This window comes from Microcoleus sp. POL10_C6 (assembly GCF_036701585.1).
GTDB lineage: Bacteria > Cyanobacteriota > Cyanobacteriia > Cyanobacteriales > Microcoleaceae > Microcoleus.
Genome location: NZ_JAUBRB010000021.1, coordinates 24,195 through 40,523, shown reverse-complemented (window position 1 = coordinate 40,523; position 16,329 = coordinate 24,195). Strand labels below are relative to the sequence as shown.

The following is a 16,329-nucleotide window of genomic DNA, read 5'->3' as shown; positions in this document are numbered from 1 at the left end:
TGATTATTATGATTGTAAAAACCCCCCTACAGGCATCACAAAAATCACACAATATTATTACAACCATTGGCCGCCACGGAAACGCCAGTGGGGAAACAAAATCCGCATCAGTGTTTGGGATGCCAGATAAATGGCCAGCCACACTAAACTATAATGCAAAGCAAAAGCTCCCAAGTCAAAATCTTGTGCAGGTATCCCCGGTAAACCGATAATTTTGATTAAAAATAGCACAAAAAGTGCTTCCCAAATTCCCGCGAGCAATTGAAATGCGCCTGGCCAATCTCGATCCCATCGGAATTGCTGAATGTAGATATATAAGGCATCCCAGCCGATACCAAAAATCGCTACATACCCTAAAATCCAGAAAAAGAGCGAGCCTGATTTACCAGCGATTAAACCTAGAAAAAATGGCAGTGTTACTAAAACCCCTACAGTCGCAAATAATAATATTCGAGTTTGCCATCGGCCAAATAAGGTGGGAGTCATTCGATTTTGGATTTTAGATTTTGGATTTTAGATTGAATGCGAAACGGTTTTGTTTCTAATCAATCTGGAGATTTATTTAAAATCCATTTCAACCACTGCACGAACGATCGCCAAACGCTCAATTTCCGCACACCTGCAACTCGGTTGGCGGCCAGACTTTCAACCGATCGCAAGGCGGCGTATTGCAAGCCCAGAAAACTGTCTACGGGCGCGTAAGGCCCTCCCAAAGTAATTGCGCCGGCTGCGTATACCCGGCCTTCTGTATTGCTAGCAGAAGAATTCCGCAATTCGGGCACTTCAAAATCGTTGTTAACACTCAGCCGGCCCAAACCGTTGAGGGGAAGATTATATTGAGCTACCAAATCGTTTAACAGGGGACTGGTTTTTACCTTAGCGTCCAAACCCGTAGCATCAATAATAAAATCAGCTTCTAACTTAATTTGCCCTTTAAGTTCCTTCTCCTGAATGTACGTCACCGTGCGGTTTTGACTGTCGCGCTCGACTCGCTCGACTTCACCGAAGGTAATTTGATACCATCCTTGACTTAAACCTTCTTTGACAATCCGCCGCCAGTCGCTGCGCTGGGCTGTAGTAGTTCCGCCCCAGTCTGTGAGCAACTGCGGGCGAAATTCGGGGGCGGCTTTTTCCAAAATTACTCGCAGTTCCCCGCCCCAGCAAGCTTTTGGCCAGTTGAAAGGTTGAAATTCGTAGTGATTTTCCACTCTTCGCTGAGCGAGTTTAAATTTGTTTCCTTGAGGTTTGGGCGATCGCATCAAATGCAATACTTGAATATTGCGGTTCCGCTGTCGCGCTTCGTAAATTCGCTGCACCACCCGCGAAGCCACAATTCCCCGGCCTCTAATTAACACGCTGCCGCCACTGGCCTCCAATTTTTCGTAAACGCCGTCGTGCTTTTCGTAAGCGTTGACAACCGAGTCAAAATCCTGGGTTTTTTCGCGATAAGCTTGCAAGTCCGGCAGAAATTGAATGGCAGGATAGCCGGTAGCTAAGTGTACGTATTGGGCGATTAAAAAAGCGTGGTCGCGGTGATCCGCATTCGATCGAGAATAAGCGATCGCGTACCTGCCGTCATCTGTTTTGCGAATTCCCCGCACTCTACCGTAGCGAAACATCTGATTCCACCCAATTCGATCGACTTCCCTGTCAATAGAATCAAACACATTCCCCGCGCGAGGCGTATAAGTTTCGGCAAAAGTCGGTTCAGCAAACACCTGCCACATCAACTTCAACGACATCCCCAAACGCCCTTTGAGCAATTCCTGCCAAGCTTCCCGCAAAGCATAGGGAGGCCAGCCCCAAATGTTGTCTGGACAAGAGTCAGAATTCGATCGTAGGCGTTCCCGCAGCGGAATTTGAGAATTCAGGCACAAACGCAGATAGCGGGCGTAAGGCTGGTTTTCCATGCCCAAAACCGCAATTTGATCGATTTTCACGCCGCAAATTCTGAGCAAATCCACCCAAATAAAGCTGCCCAAACCGCCGCCAACGGCAGCCCAATCAACTTCTGTCACAGGGAGTCCCATAGATTGGAGCGATCGCATTGACACTTGAGAAGCGTGCAAAAATGCGATCGGCGGAAATTCTCCCCTACTACTTGTTTGAGAAACCTGCGACATTATTTGCGGCCCCAACGCGGGGTCTGGCCCATTGGTCTGCGGGTTAAAGAAAATGTGAGAATTGACCGACGGCGTTTCTAGGGAATTAACAGCAAAAGAAATGCCGATCGCGTAGGGCCCAACTTGCAGCATATCCCCGTTTGCCAGCACGCACCGGGTTTGGCGAATGCCGTTAACAAAAGTACCGTTGCGGCTACCCGTGTCAGTAAGTAAAATACTGTTACCTTCGCTGCCAATCACTGCATGAAAGCGAGAAACTTGACTGCTGCTGAGGGCAATTCGAGAAACTCGTTTCCCGTTGATAGTGGCGGGCATAGCTTCAAAAATTCGTCCCAAAGCGATGGGTAAGTCGAGTATGGGGGATCGACAATCCCCCGTAGGTGTATCTGTCCAAGTCAGTCGCAGGCGCAAGGGTTGAGAATTCATGATTATTTTTTAAACATCAGCCATCGGCTTTGAGCTTTCTGCAAAAAAAAGATTTTTGAAGTTGAGAGTGTTTAGCGGATAGCCCCATTTTCCCTTTTTCTCATATGTGGCACCATTGTCAATTAGCCTTTTATGAACAGGCTTTTCGGCCTGTTCCACAAGAAAATTCACTCTTTGTGGAACAGGTCGAAAAGCCTGTTAAGCGAGAATGGTGCAAGATGTGAGTTTTTCAAACTTTCACGGAGAGATCATCACACTCGCCGCCGCCGCCAAAGAAGTACCGCACCACGGACACCCCGCATTCAACTGTGCGTAAGGCGCAATTCGGCTGCATTTGGGACACTGCAAACCATATTTTGAAGGTCCCGTCGGCTGAAAGTTACCAGGTGCGGGAGGCCCCAGCAAAACTGTCTGGGGCGCGGCTACCTGCACCTCCGTGACATTTACCACCTCGATTTGCACTTGCCCTAAATGGATGTGGCTTCCCAATTTCAATTTTGCTTCGCCTTGGGCGAGAATTTTCCCATCTACCAGGGGCGGATTGCTTTCGCGCAAATTCCGCACTGCATACTCCTGCAATTCCTGATTAAACAATATTTCAACGTGCAGCCCCGATACGCTGGGATGCGAAAATACTAGATCGCACTTCGCCGGATCGCGCCCTAGCCTCACGGTTCCCGGATTTTTGCTCGGCTGTCCGTTTTGAATTGTTCGAGTTTGACGCACCCCAGCTTCTGTCCATGCTAAAGTTAGCTGGTTTGTCATGATTGTATAGTTTGCTCAAAAATATAATAAAAAAATATTAGCTGATTTATTTTGAGGACGGAGTTCCTCACCAAAAAACTTAATTAGAATTATTGACGCCGACTCGATCGCACTTCTAAAAATATGATGTGCACCTATACAAAAAAGCCCTGACTTCGGGGCTTTTAGTGCTCCTATTGGCTTTTTTTGAGAGACTTAATGGCGCTTGTCAGCTTTTGTTTCCCGCAAAATTATTGACCGCAGTGCAGCTTCGTTAAAAAATTGCTGTTCAAGATTTGCCAGCGATTGCTAAAAACTAATTCCTGGGGGGTTTTCACCTTGGCGAGGCTGTTGTGCGCTAGTGACGATTTTTGGAGGTTGGGCGATCGAACTACCTCGGTAACTTCGATCGCCCCCCTCCTCAAACGTTTACTGTCCTAGTGGTATCTCTCACGCTGCAACTATGCAATCTTTCATTACAGGGCCAGCCTTGAGAGACTTAAGCTTCGCTCTTGCGGCTTTTCCGACCGCCTTCGCGACCAATTTGAGCCATATGTTCACGATTTCTGCTGACAGCTTCGCCACCTTTTTGACCAGCTTGTCTGGCTTCTTCAGAGGTGAATTCGTGTGCAGTTCCTTTCTCGTGTGCAGCTTTTCCGCCTTTGCTAGCAATTGCGCGCTGTTTTTCTGCATCCATAGAAGCGAATCCGCGTTTGCTTTTCTCAGCCATGACTGTCTCCTTGTTTTTTTCTGATTTTTTAGCTCGATCGCGCCTTCGCCTCCCACTGTCGTGGTTACTCCCAGTCAGTGGTGAGATATCCGACGGTAAATTATGAAACCTCATCAGACGAATCTAAGCTTTTGGTTTAACTCGCAGAATGAATATTTCATAACTTACAAATGTGAACTAAAAATAGTTCACGCCCGGGCACTATAGTTAGAGCCGCCAATTTTTTAAGCTGGTTACTGTCTTTCAATCATTCTATAAACCCCCCAACTTTTATACCTCTTTCTCAGGTATAGTCATTCTTTAGTTCGCTGGAAGGATGGAACCGAAAGCTGATTGGCAGTAGACTCAGAGGATTTTTCGACTTAACCGCGCCCCCTCAAAAATTAAAAGTCCAAAGACGGATGCTTTTTTGGTCTTTTTACTTTTTTTTTGAGGCATTCCGCGCTTGCCACTGATCCCTATGTTAGTTGGTCTGCCGATCGAGTTGTTTCTGGTAAGCGATATTTTGGGGCGCAGCGCAGCACGTACTCGATCGCACTTATCAAGTTTACCTTATGACCTATCGAAACATACATCGGTTTTACCCCTGTTTGCGTCCTTAGCGCTGCGCCTACCGTTGATCCCTCTAGCTGCAAGGGTTGCCAACTGCCCCGGTCGAGTCCGACTTCTGAATGTTCTCCAATAAATCGATTTTTGGCAACTCCGATCGTGGGAATCCCGGTCAACACCCCCAAATGGCACGCAAGACCGAATCTGCGGGGATGGGCTAGTCCTTGACCGTCGCACAATATCAAGTCTGGCCTCAAACTGATATTTTCTAAAGCTTCGAGAACTGCAGGCACTTCTCGAAAAGACAGGAAACCCGGAATATAAGGAAAAGTTGTAGGACTGCGAACCACAGCTTGCTGCTGCAATTGCAAGTCTGGAAAGCTCAGAACTGTTACAGCGGCCCGCGATACGTCGTTTGCACTGTCGTAGCCGACATCTACACCGGCGACGTACCGAACTGTGTCCAGTTGATTTTCGGTAATTACCTCTGACCGAAGCTGTTCTTGAATGGCGATCGCCTCTTCAATTGTCTGCGGCCAAGGGTGTCGCTGCAACATTTTGATTTTTCTTCAACCGTTCTCATCTAAGCTTAACTTATTTTCGGGCATTTTTAAACTCAGATTTTTATCGTTTTTCGCTACAAATTCCCAACTTGCCCAAGGAGTCTTTTTTTCTACTCAGGAGGGTTGAGGAAGTCGGGCAGATGCCAATTCTACAAATAGAGTCTGTAGGTCGGAGAGTGAAATTCTATCTTTCGTGGCTTGCAGCAACCCGCAAAGGTTTTTGTGGCACGCACCTGCCATTTACCATTAAAATTTACCCAAAAATTAGCTGTTCAATTCTGATTTTTTCGCTTTCTAGAAAGCTTTCTCTTTCCGATCGCCATTTGATCGCTTGTCAAAGAGCGATCGAGCTATCTATCTACTTCTGCTTTATCTAAAAAAATCCACTTTGTCAAGATAATTGAAACATTTATTCATCAATAATCTCACCCAGCTATAGCAATCCTAAATCATTTGTGAATTTCTTACTCCCTCCCCGAACCCGCGGGGAGGGTTGGGGTAGGGTCAAAATTTACGACTCCTGCAAGGATTGCTATACAAGTCCCATTTTTCATACCCGCTCATCGAGCTAAGAGGTTCCCACACCCTCACAACTATATGACTTTTATGAAAAAAAATAAAATAATTTATGAGGTGTTGCACCATTAACATGAAGTTATAATTTTAGATAATATCGAATATAAAACTAACATCAAGTAACACAACATAGGTGAATCAACATATGAAAACCGTGCAAAGTGTTCAGTACAACCTAGCTCTCTACTTAGTCGGTGGCATCGTCTTCATCATCGCTGCCTTAATTTTAAGACCTTTTGCCCTCGTCGGCGCAGGAGAACGGGGCGTCATGATGCGCTTCGGGAAAGTTCAAGACGTGATTTTAGATGAAGGCATCCACCCGATTTTACCGATCGTCACCTCTGTAAAAACTATCAGTGTGCGCGTACAAAAAACTGATTTGAAAGCAGATGCAGCATCCAAAGATTTGCAAAGCATTACTACAGATTTGGCAGTCAACTGGAATGTTGACCCCGCCAAAGTTAATCAAGTTTTTCAACAAGTGGGAGACGAAGAACAAATTGTTACCAGCATTCTGAGTCCGGCAATTTCGGAAGTTCTCAAAGCAGCAACTTCTAAAAAAACCGCAGAAGAAATTATCACTAAGCGCACGGAACTCAAAACAGAAATCGACAACAGCCTCAAAAAACGTTTGGAACCTTACGGCGTCATCGTCAGAGATGTTTCGTTAATAAATTTTGGCTTTTCTCCAGAATTTAGCAAAGCCATTGAATCCAAACAAATAGCCGAACAAGAAGCTAAACAAGCAGAATTTACAGTTCAAAAAGCAACCCAAGATGCTCAAGCTGAAATTAACCGTGCTAAAGGTAAAGCTGAAGCTCAACGCTTGCAGCGGCAAACTTTAACAGCCGAAATTTTGCAGCAGCAAGCAATTGAAAAATGGAACGGCCAGTTTCCGACAGTAATGGGAGGAGGCGGAACTTTGCCATTAATTAATATTGCGCCGCCGACTTCTCAAGCTGCAACTCCTGCTAAATAAGCTGCTGCAGATCATGATTGCCAGGGCGCGGGGAGAAGGGGAGAGGGGGAGAGAGTCTGAGGGGGAGAAGAATGGAGGGTTTGTCACAGCAGAAGTGAAGATGTGCTTTTTTAAATGCCGAACAGCAAGGGTACAAAATACAACTAACCACTAAGTAAGGTGAAATCCCGCTTACTTAAATGTGGAGATACAATTTGCGTTGCGCGAGTCCTGAAAAACGTTAGAGTAAGAAACAACTCGGAAATTGTAAAGGTTTGCTTGAAAGTTCGGCTGATGGGAGATCGGGAGAACCAGTCAATTTCTAATTTAGGTGAAGTGGGGGATGTCGGCGATCGCCATACTGCATCAGAAGCCCTGTGGCTACGCGATCGAGCTTTGGCCGCTACTAGCAGCGGCATTGTCATTGCTGACGCCAATGCACCCGACTGTCCCATAATTTATTGCAATCCGGCTTTTGAACGGATGACAGGTTACGGTGCGAGTGAAATCTTGGGGCGCAATTGCCGATTTTTGCAAGGCCCGGATACCGATCGAACTACCGTAGCTAAGATCCGCGACGCCTTGCGCCAAGGTCGAGAAATCCAGACAACAATCAAAAATTACCGCAAAGACGGCAGTCCTTTTTGGAGCAAATTGTCGCTGTCTCCGGTGCGAGACGACAACGCTCATTTAACTCACTTTGTAGGAGTTCAGTCCGACTTGTCGGAACCCATATCTGAAGTGCAGCAAGCATTGCAGCAAGCTAACGACCAACTGCAAACGATTTTGGAAGCTGTTCCGGGAACAGTATCTTGGATTAGCTCGGATTTGCGCTATTTGGGGGTTAACCAGCACTTAGCGAAACTGCATGGTTTGCGGCCGTCGGCTTTTGTCGGTCAAGATATTGGTTTTCTGGGCGCGAGCTCGGATTTTAACTCTTTTGTGGTGGAGTTTTTTGCCGGTGACGCTACGGAAGCGGTTAAAGAACTCAACGTTAAGGTACAAACCGACGCGGGACAGTCGGAGGAATACTATTTGATTGTGGCTCAAAAGTACGATCAGGGCAAAGCAGCTTGTCTGGTAGGGATTGACATTACCGAGCGCAAGCGGGCAGAAGAAGCTCTGGTGCTGACTCGCAAGGCGGTGGAAAGTTCGAGTGACGCGATCGGCATCAGCGATGCGAACGGCACTCACATTTATCACAATCAAGCGTTTTCTCAGCTATTTGAATGGGACACGGCAGAGGAATGTAAACTAGCCGGAGGTATATCGGCAGTTTTTGCTGACCCCGCAGTCGCCAGGGAGGTACTCGACACGATCGCCCAAGGTTATTCTTGGTTTGGTGAAATTACCAACCGCACTAAAAGCGGTGAAACTTTGCAAGTTTTGCTGCGGGCAGATGCTATTAAAGACCGCACAGGGAAAATTGTCGGTCTGATTTACATGAATACCGATATTACCGACCAGAAGCGCACGGAACAAGAGCTGCGGCAAAGCGAGAAGCGCTTTCGATCGTTGATAGAAAATGCTAGAGACATTATTGTGATTCTCGACGAGAAAGGCTTTTGCCGCTATGTCTCTCCTTCCCTAGAGCGGATTTTGGGCTACCCGACGGCGGAAGTCCTCGGCAGATCAATATTTGACTTGATTCACCCTGACGAATTGCTGATTGTCGATCAAGTGTTCAAATGTGTCATGCAAATGCCGAAAGTTAGCCAGGGAATGGCGGAATACCGAGTGAAACACAAGGACGGTTCCTGGTGCGTGTTGGAAGCGGTGGCGACGAATTTGATCAACGAACCTTCGGTGCGGGGAATTGTCGTCAACTGTCACGATGTGACTGAGCGCAAGATGGCTGAAGAACAACTGTTGCACGATGCTTTGCACGATGCGCTGACAGAGTTGCCGAACCGTGCTTTGTTGACTGACAGGTTGGGCCAAGCTTTTGCCCGCGCCCAACGGCATCCCAGCTATCAGTTTGCGGTGCTGTTTCTCGATTTGGACAGGTTTAAGGTGATTAATGACAGTCAGGGACACCGCACGGGCGATCGACTGTTGGTGGCTGTGGCTCGCCGTCTCTTGACTTGTTTGCGCCCAGGGGATACGGTGGCTCGTCTGGGGGGAGATGAGTTTGTGATTTTGCTGGAAGAAATTCACGGTGTTGATGAGGCGATCGCCCAAGCGAAGGCAATTCTCAAAACGATCGAACGACCGCTTTATTTGGAAGGTAATAAAGTTTTAATTACTGCTAGCATTGGCATTGCTTTGAGTACCGACAAATATCAGTGGCCGGGAGATATTTTGCGCGATGCTGATATTGCGATGTACCGGGCAAAAGCTCTCGGTAAAGCTCGCTACGAAGTTTTTACCAGTGCGATGCACACTCAGGCTGTGGCTTTGATGCACTTGGAACACGATTTGCGGGAGTCGGTTGAAGAACTAAATTTGAAATATTCGATAGTGGATTTCGCCTGTGGGACGACGGCAGAAAACTCGTCCATGAGTGAAATCGATCGCAGATTGGAGCGTCCGAAGTCGCAATTGCCTACTTTAAAATTGGAATGTCCTTTTACTGTTTATTATCAGCCGATCGTTTGTTTGAAAACTGGCTCTGTTATCGGATTTGAGTCTTTGGTGCGCTGGCTGCACCCAGAACGGGGTTTAGTTTCCCCTATGGAATTTATTGCGATGGCGGAGGAAACAGGGTTAATTATGCCTCTGGGTTTGTGGGTTTTGAACGAAAGCTGTCGCCAAATTATTCAGTGGCAGAGTTTGAATTTCCCACAGGTAAATTCACCGCTGACTGTAGCAGTAAATCTTTCCGGGAGGCAGTTTGCGGAACCGGAGTCGATCGAGCAAATTAAACAAGTTTTGCAGGAAACGGGTGTTGACACTCGCTGTTTGAAGTTGGAGATTACTGAGAGTGTGGTGATGGAAGATGGGGAAGCGGCGGCGGCGATGCTTTCGCAGTTGAGAGACTTGGGTATCGGGCTGTGTATTGATGATTTCGGCACTGGTTATTCGTCTCTGAGTTATTTGCACAAGTTCCCGATTAATATTTTGAAGGTCGATCGCTCTTTTGTCAGTCGCATCGGAGAAACGGGTGAAAACTTGGAAATCGTGCGGGCGATCGTCATGCTGGCCCGCAGTTTGGGGATGGAGGTAGTGGCAGAAGGGGTCGAAACCGCCGTCCAATTGGCTCAAATGCGGGCGATCGGCTGCGAGTACGGTCAGGGGTACTTTTTCTCTAAACCTCTCGACAGCGAGGCAGCTACAGCCTTGTTGAGGCGATCGCCCAAATGGTGATCTGAACCAAATATTTAATTTGTATTTTGAAAAATATTAAAACTCTTGCGGCCTGTGCTTATTGGAAAGTCAATAATGGCGATCGATCTTTTGGTAATCGATGTCTTGAGTGTTAAAATTACAATTGAGTATAATAGCAAACTATAGAGATGGGTAAAAATATATGTCTCAATCTATTGTGCCAGCAGTCGCAGAAAAACAGCTCGATACTTCGCCGACATTAACCTTTGAAGAATACCGAGTTTATCAAGGAGAATCTGATGTAAAATATGAACTGTACAAAGGCAAATTAATCCCGATGCCAACAGTCACAATTTTACATATCAAAATTTGCGAATATTTAGTTTACCAATTGCAGCGTTACCTAGCTGAACACAATCTAGACTTAGTAGTAAAAACTGGCTTGGGAGTGAGAACCGATGAAGATAAATCTCGGATTCCCGATGTAGTTGTCTGCACTCAAAGTCTTTTGGAACAAGCTGCTGCTAGACCCGGTGCAGGTATCCTACAATTTGATGAAAAGCCGCTGTTAGTGGTAGAAGTAGTCAGCGAAAATCGCCGCGAAGATTACGTGATTAAACGCGGAGAGTACGAATTAGCTAATGTGCCGGAATATTGCATAGTTGACCCTAAAGCTGGTAAGCAAAAAATCAGGCTTTTTGCATTGATTGAAAGTGAAGATGGTTACACGTATACAGATTTCTTGCCTGGGGAGGAAATAGTGTCTGTAGTATTTCCCGATCTGGTTTTATCGGTGGATGAAATACTAAACCCGCCATTGGTAGAGGAGTTAGTTAAGGCAGAAAACGCTCAATTGCGGCAACTTGAACAGGAAGCTGCAATGGAACGTCAAGGCGCCCAAGAGCAGGGTCAACGTGCCCAAGAGGAGCATCAACGCGCTGAAAGGTTGGCGGCGAGGTTACGGGAGTTGGGCGTAGATCCTGATGCTGTGTAGGAAATTGGATAAAGTACGCGCGGCGAAGCTATCCCGTAGGGAATCGCCCTTGATATATCTCAATCATCTAGCAGCAAGTCGCGCAGGAAATAAAAGCGATCGCGCCCTAAATCTTCGCCTTTAATTCGCCCTAAGAAACCGGTCAAAGGTGAGGAAAGTTCTATTAAAATTTGGTGCAACTCTTCGCGGGACAACTTCTTGGGTGGGTTAGACATTGAATACGCACCGCTAAGAGCATCCACACTTGCTCGTTCAGAACCAGAATTTTCGTGATACTTTTTCAGAATAGAAAGAACGTGCGATCGCACTTTAATTTCTTGTTCAACTTGCTCAATATATTTAGCAACTTCATCATCAGATTGCCCCGGTTTTAAGTATTTTTTCAGTTTAAATAAGTCCACCGAGTTAGGATATTTGCTTTGAAGTTTAACCAGTTTTTCCAGCGTCTCAGGGTTCATAATTGCCATACCGTGTACTTTTGCTGCATCCATAAGTTGAGGAGTTGGAACGCCAGGGCCAATAATCAACTTAGTTGCTTTTGCGAGTGTTTCTTTATCTTTGAGCCGTAGCGTTCCTAAATTCAGCAATTGAACTGCTGTATCGTTAGGGATTTTTTTACCGGCTTTGCACTCCCCAACTAAGGGGTAAGGTTTTGAGCATAATAAATCTAAGCCGCCAGCACCACCTTTGTGAGCATAATCTATGGTAAATCCCAAAAACTCAAGGCTATCGCGCACTACAATTTCAAAGTCTGTTCCTGCTTGATAGTTGCTTTTGTCTTTATCTAGTTCTTTGGTGCGATTTCCCAAAGCTGCTATAGTCTTTATCCAAGCTAAATCCCGTTTGATTGGTTTTACAGGCTTATCGCTACTCCAACCTAGAAATATTTTGATTTCTGCGTCTAGTTGTTTGGCTTTTGGGTTGGTGGTGGATAAATGCACTAATGCACTTTGCAACTCTTCCAATTCTGGATGTTCTGGCGGCTCTAGTTTTTCCAGCTTTTGACGGCGTTTGGCAAAGATAGACTCGCTCAACACTGGCGTTGAATCAGTAACATTTAGGGATTTTGGCAAAGGTACAAAATTGCCGCTGGGATGCACTGGCATTTCCAGCGGCTGAGGTAGCAAATAAACCCGCAGGTAAGCTAAATAAATAAAAGGACGCTGCTGGAGAATTTGCTGCAATGCCTCTGTTGTCCAGATGGTTAATCGCGACAAAGCTTCTAATGATTCAGAATCGTTGAGCATTTGGCACAATTCGCACCTACCCCAAGCTTTGATCGAAACTTGATCGGAAACTACCAGTGGGAGTTCTAATTGCCCTGACTCTGGAAACAAGCTCATTTGCTTAGGTTTCATCAAGGGCATATTAGAATTATCGGCTGGATAGAGGGCATATTTTTCTCCAGCATCAAAGCTTCGCCAAACTATTGCTGCAATCATTCGCCCTTGGATTAAAGCTTCTACGTCTGGGGCCGGCAAACGGATAGCCCTGTCAATATTGACTAGCGACATGAGAGTATTTGTCCCAATATGAAGTTGATAGTTTAGGAAGCCTTAATTAAACTCGCTCAGTAAATTATCGCAGGACTTATCTAATTCTTCTGACTCCGATAAGTCATCCATAATAGACTCCGCTACAGCTACGGGTTCATCTTCAATCAGATCGGTAGGAACCTCATAGGACGGATCGCTCAGAATCTCTCTAAGCAAGGGGTTGCTAGCCCCTAGCATTTTCTCAGCACCTTTTTCTGCAATAAAATTGAAAATCTGCTCCTCACTAACCCCATAATCTACTTCGCGCTTCTGATAAACAGCCCGAATAGCTAACAGCGGTTTGATTTCATCTTCTTTCAGTGGGACATATTCTCCACCTTGTTGTTTAATGAGCGGTACAAGATACTTTTGCTCCATGTATGAAGTAATCTTTTTGCTCTGGGAACGAACCAAACAACCGCGAGTTAAATTAAAAGTTTGGTAATCATTTAACCTTTTTAAACCCGAGCCTAACCCTTTTCCACCAGCATACTGAAGCACTGCTACTCCAATGATTACATCTTTTCCGTTGTCTTTGCCAATTACTTTGAAATTGATGTAATCATCCTTGCCTCCACGTTTCTTAACTTTATCTGTGGCTTCCTGAACTGTTACCCTTTCCACCGTCTGACCAATCAAACTCTGAAAGCCAAATAAAATAGCATCAGCAAGCAGATAATTATCTTCTAAATAAATTCCTATGTCTTCCTCTAGCTCTTTGACAAAAGCAAGTTCAACGGGATTAGAAATCTCTGGATTTTTAGTGCCTTCACCCGTAAAAATAGGAGGATTACAATTTTCTTTACACCACTTCAAAACCTCTCTAGCAGTGGGTTTTCCTTTGCCAAGCTCGCTAAGTTGAATTTGAGTGAATGGATAAATTGGCTCATGAGGAATTAAGTTTTGCCGTTCATAATATTTGTCTAACCAAAAGCTAACTAAGTTAATAATTGATTCTGAATCCATGTATTTCAAGTCAATCGGATTTCCCTGAACCGAAACCTTAGTGAACACTCCACCAGGTAGCTGCTTTATTTTATTGCTCCATTGAGGAGGCATCATTACACTCAGTATCAAACCCCGGTTTAGATTTTGGAACAAATCTTTGATTAGTCCTGCAACAATCTGACTGATGTGTAAGCCACTAATATCGTCGTAGGCATCAGGCGTGTCTAACTCATCAAAGCAAATGACCAGTTCCTTGTACTCACTAATCAAATCTAAGATTTGCAAAACCGCCTCAAAAGATTGGCATTGAGTTGGTAGTTCCAACTCATCGGCTTTGTATTTAGCAAGTTCTTGCCCCTCTAACCATTTGATTGCATAAAGTGATTGCTCGTCGGAGAGTGTCCAAAAAATTGCCTTGACAATATCAGGATCGTTAACACTTTTCGCTTGCAGAAATGCTTTTGTTAGATCCTTAACCCACTTCTTTAGTTGCTGGGGCGTGCCTGCCTTAAATTTTTCCAATAATTCTTGAGGAGAATAAACTTTAGCATTGGGTTTGGAAACCTTTAAAGCATTGTTAGCCATTGCCGTTGCTAGTTCTTGCCACTGTCTCACCCCATCTCTACCAATCTTTCCGAGGCTCTCAGCCAATATTCGCTGAAATCCTTGCTTAATTTGATTGATATTACCATATTTATTAGCGTAGACAAACAAGCCCCCGCCATGCTCCTGTAGGCGATGGCGAATGCGGCTAATAATGTGAGTTTTGCCTGTTCCATCCTGAGCAGTTATAGCGATGGAACTTGTCTTGTAGTGACCAGCACGAATTTGAGCGAGTGCCTGAAATACAGCATCAGAGGCGTGGGCATTTATTGTCTCAACATCGAAGAATTCCTGGCCCCAAACATCACCAGCATTGAGAAAAGGAGGTTTAGCAAATGGATTTTGATTTAAAAGAGCCACGTTCAGGTCTTCAATGGAAGAAAAAGAAGAATTAGTCATGGTTTTTTGTGTGAGGTTAACGAATTTACAAAGGGATTTAGACCAATTTTAAGGATTTAGCCGTTTGACATAGTAACGGAGTGCACCAAGTGCAGTTTTGATGGAATCTTCAGCTTTATCGGGCGTGATGTCTGTCATTTCACCACCTATAAGCTGAAAAATGTCATTAGCCTGCATTTCCAACAGCCACTCATTGAACTCCGATCGCCCTACCATTTCCCCGATCGCCCGACGCATCCGATAAATCGGCACTAAATCGTCTAAGTTATAATCCCGGTTCAAGCTGTCATACACATCGATCGCCACAGCCTTAAAATCTTCATAGGATGCGATCGTCCCTACATCCCCCTTCCCTTTCTCAACCGCAACACTTGCCGCACCATCCTGATGGCGAATCCACTTCAACAAAGAATTTCCCAGCCGAGTACCAATTTGAGAACCATCAAACTCAAACAAAGAATCCTTACTTTTGAGCCCCTGCGCTAAAACTTCTTTCCCTTTCGCCGTCAATTCCACCAGCGTCACCCGATTTACCAGCGAATACTCGATCGCCCCACTTGCCTGCAACTCGCCGAGCACTTCCACATATCTCTGACTCGTCTCATTAGTCCGCACAATCCGCTTAGTCAACTCCCCCTTTTTCACCTTCATCTTCCCGCCGCTCAAATCCCACAAATTCAGCAGTACCCGAACTTTAGCCTTCGCATCCCAAAGCGCTTGCTCTTCAGGTGTCAAAGATTTAGGCACCGCAATTTCATCTTTCTCAGACATATCTATACCTTTAAATACTTGTTCTTACTATCAAATCTTACCAGAAACCTTGCTGGGAAACATTTAAACTTTTCCGAAAAATTCCGCCGGAGGCTACCCACAACTTATGCAAATTTCATTTAAAAATAATTGGAATTGACTAAAATGTGTTCTTTTGATAAAATAGCGAATCAAACGAGCGATCGCAGTTCAAATTCTCTGCACCAAATGCGATCGAAACAATTTTTAGCACAGCCCGCTACACTCTAGCAACCTCAACAAATGTAGCGATCCCAACCGCAGCTAACAACCAGCAAATCAGCTTAACTGCGACTTTAGTTCAATGCCAGATTCAGCCTTTAGAAAGACGAATTCAACCTAAACCTCTTGTTACATTGCAATGGCAATCAAAACATTGAACAACATTTTACCCATGAAAACTATTCCCGACCAAATTTCCAACATCAAAGAAAAACTTCCCGACGTTACTCCCACCCCTCCCGGTTTAAAAGCTCAAGCATCTAGCCACGACCTCAAAGCCCGTTTAGACTGGGGCGAACCCGGACTCACAATCATCGATGCCCGTGACTTTGAAAGCTTCACCAAAAGCCACATTACCGGCGCCGTAATGATGCCAATGGACGAATTAGTCGCTAGAGCACAATCGAGTTTAGAACCCATCCGCGACATCTACATCTACGGCGAAAACGACGAACAAACCGCCGAAGCTGCCAATCTTCTCCGCGCAGCAGGCTTTAGAAAAGTAGCCGAACTAAAAGGCGGAATTCCTGCTTGGAAAGCCATTGACGGCCCCATCGACGGCGCTGCCGAACACGATACTCCCGGCCCCGACGCCTACAACGTTTTCTCTCGCTTGCAACACCACGCCGAAGCTCAGAAAATCCACAAATAACCTCAGATTGGCGGCAGGAGTCGCCCATAAAATCTGACACTTAATAAACCCGGTATCGCAAAAGTTACCGGGTTTTTCTATCAGAACTTATACCCCAATACGCTTGGGTTAAAACTGTTTATTCCCCGGAGATCCCCCTAAATTCCCCTTAAGAAGGGGGACTTTGAGTAACTTCTTGTCCCCCCCTTAAGAAGGGGATCGGGCTTAACTGAACCATATTGACTTATACCAAATCCTGCCTCAATTTTCTT

At 45.5% G+C, this 16,329-nt stretch carries 12 protein-coding genes; 4 read left to right on the top strand and 8 right to left on the bottom strand.

Features of this window, described 5'->3' with window-relative positions:
- Positions 1-57: 57 nt before the first annotated feature.
- From QUA34_RS14070 to nfi, 5 genes are all read right to left on the bottom strand, one after another.
- Complete coding sequence (locus QUA34_RS14070; RefSeq protein WP_333387469.1) at positions 58-486, bottom strand: hypothetical protein; 429 nt, start codon at positions 484-486, stop codon at positions 58-60.
- 59 nt (positions 487-545) lie between these two features.
- Complete coding sequence (locus QUA34_RS14065; protein ID WP_333387466.1) at positions 546-2,549, bottom strand: FHA domain-containing protein; 2,004 nt, start codon at positions 2,547-2,549, stop codon at positions 546-548.
- Positions 2,550-2,786: 237 nt separating this feature from the next.
- Complete coding sequence (locus QUA34_RS14060; RefSeq protein WP_333387463.1) at positions 2,787-3,314, bottom strand: FHA domain-containing protein; 528 nt, start codon at positions 3,312-3,314, stop codon at positions 2,787-2,789.
- A gap of 478 nt (positions 3,315-3,792) precedes the next feature.
- Positions 3,793-4,023: a KGG domain-containing protein gene (locus tag QUA34_RS14055; protein ID WP_333083789.1), complete on the bottom strand. Its 231-nt coding sequence runs from the start codon at positions 4,021-4,023 to the stop codon at positions 3,793-3,795.
- Between the two features lie 458 nt (positions 4,024-4,481).
- Positions 4,482-5,129: a deoxyribonuclease V gene (gene nfi / locus QUA34_RS14050; protein ID WP_333387460.1), complete on the bottom strand. Its 648-nt coding sequence runs from the start codon at positions 5,127-5,129 to the stop codon at positions 4,482-4,484.
- Positions 5,130-5,856: 727 nt separating this feature from the next.
- Between nfi and QUA34_RS14045 the strand changes: the two genes are divergently transcribed.
- The 3 genes from QUA34_RS14045 to QUA34_RS14035 all read left to right on the top strand — a co-directional run bounded on the left by QUA34_RS14045 (position 5,857) and on the right by QUA34_RS14035 (position 10,930).
- The gene (locus tag QUA34_RS14045) at positions 5,857-6,690 is read left to right on the top strand and encodes a prohibitin family protein (RefSeq protein WP_333387457.1); all 834 of its coding nucleotides are present in this window, start codon (positions 5,857-5,859) and stop codon (positions 6,688-6,690) included.
- 273 nt (positions 6,691-6,963) lie between these two features.
- Complete coding sequence (locus QUA34_RS14040; RefSeq protein WP_333387454.1) at positions 6,964-9,975, top strand: EAL domain-containing protein; 3,012 nt, start codon at positions 6,964-6,966, stop codon at positions 9,973-9,975.
- A 163-nt stretch (positions 9,976-10,138) separates the two neighbouring features.
- Positions 10,139-10,930: a Uma2 family endonuclease gene (locus tag QUA34_RS14035; RefSeq protein WP_333387450.1), complete on the top strand. Its 792-nt coding sequence runs from the start codon at positions 10,139-10,141 to the stop codon at positions 10,928-10,930.
- A 59-nt stretch (positions 10,931-10,989) separates the two neighbouring features.
- Here the strand turns inward: QUA34_RS14035 and QUA34_RS14030 are convergent, their stop codons facing one another.
- From QUA34_RS14030 to QUA34_RS14020, 3 genes are read right to left on the bottom strand one after another with little or no spacing between them, the layout of a single operon-like run.
- Positions 10,990-12,444, bottom strand: a complete 1,455-nt coding sequence (locus QUA34_RS14030) for a DUF1802 family protein (RefSeq protein ID WP_333387448.1) — start codon at positions 12,442-12,444, stop codon at positions 10,990-10,992.
- 42 nt (positions 12,445-12,486) lie between these two features.
- Entirely contained in the window at positions 12,487-14,415 is a 1,929-nt protein-coding gene (locus QUA34_RS14025) for a P-loop NTPase fold protein (protein WP_333387446.1), read from the bottom strand.
- Positions 14,416-14,463: 48 nt separating this feature from the next.
- On the bottom strand, positions 14,464-15,186 hold the full coding sequence (locus tag QUA34_RS14020; protein WP_333387443.1) for a hypothetical protein: 723 nt from the start codon (positions 15,184-15,186) through the stop codon (positions 14,464-14,466).
- A 379-nt stretch (positions 15,187-15,565) separates the two neighbouring features.
- On the opposite strand from QUA34_RS14020, the gene QUA34_RS14015 reads away from it, so the two are divergent.
- The gene (locus tag QUA34_RS14015; RefSeq protein ID WP_333387440.1) at positions 15,566-16,078 is read left to right on the top strand and encodes a rhodanese-like domain-containing protein; all 513 of its coding nucleotides are present in this window, start codon (positions 15,566-15,568) and stop codon (positions 16,076-16,078) included.
- The last annotated feature ends 251 nt before the right edge of the window (positions 16,079-16,329 follow it).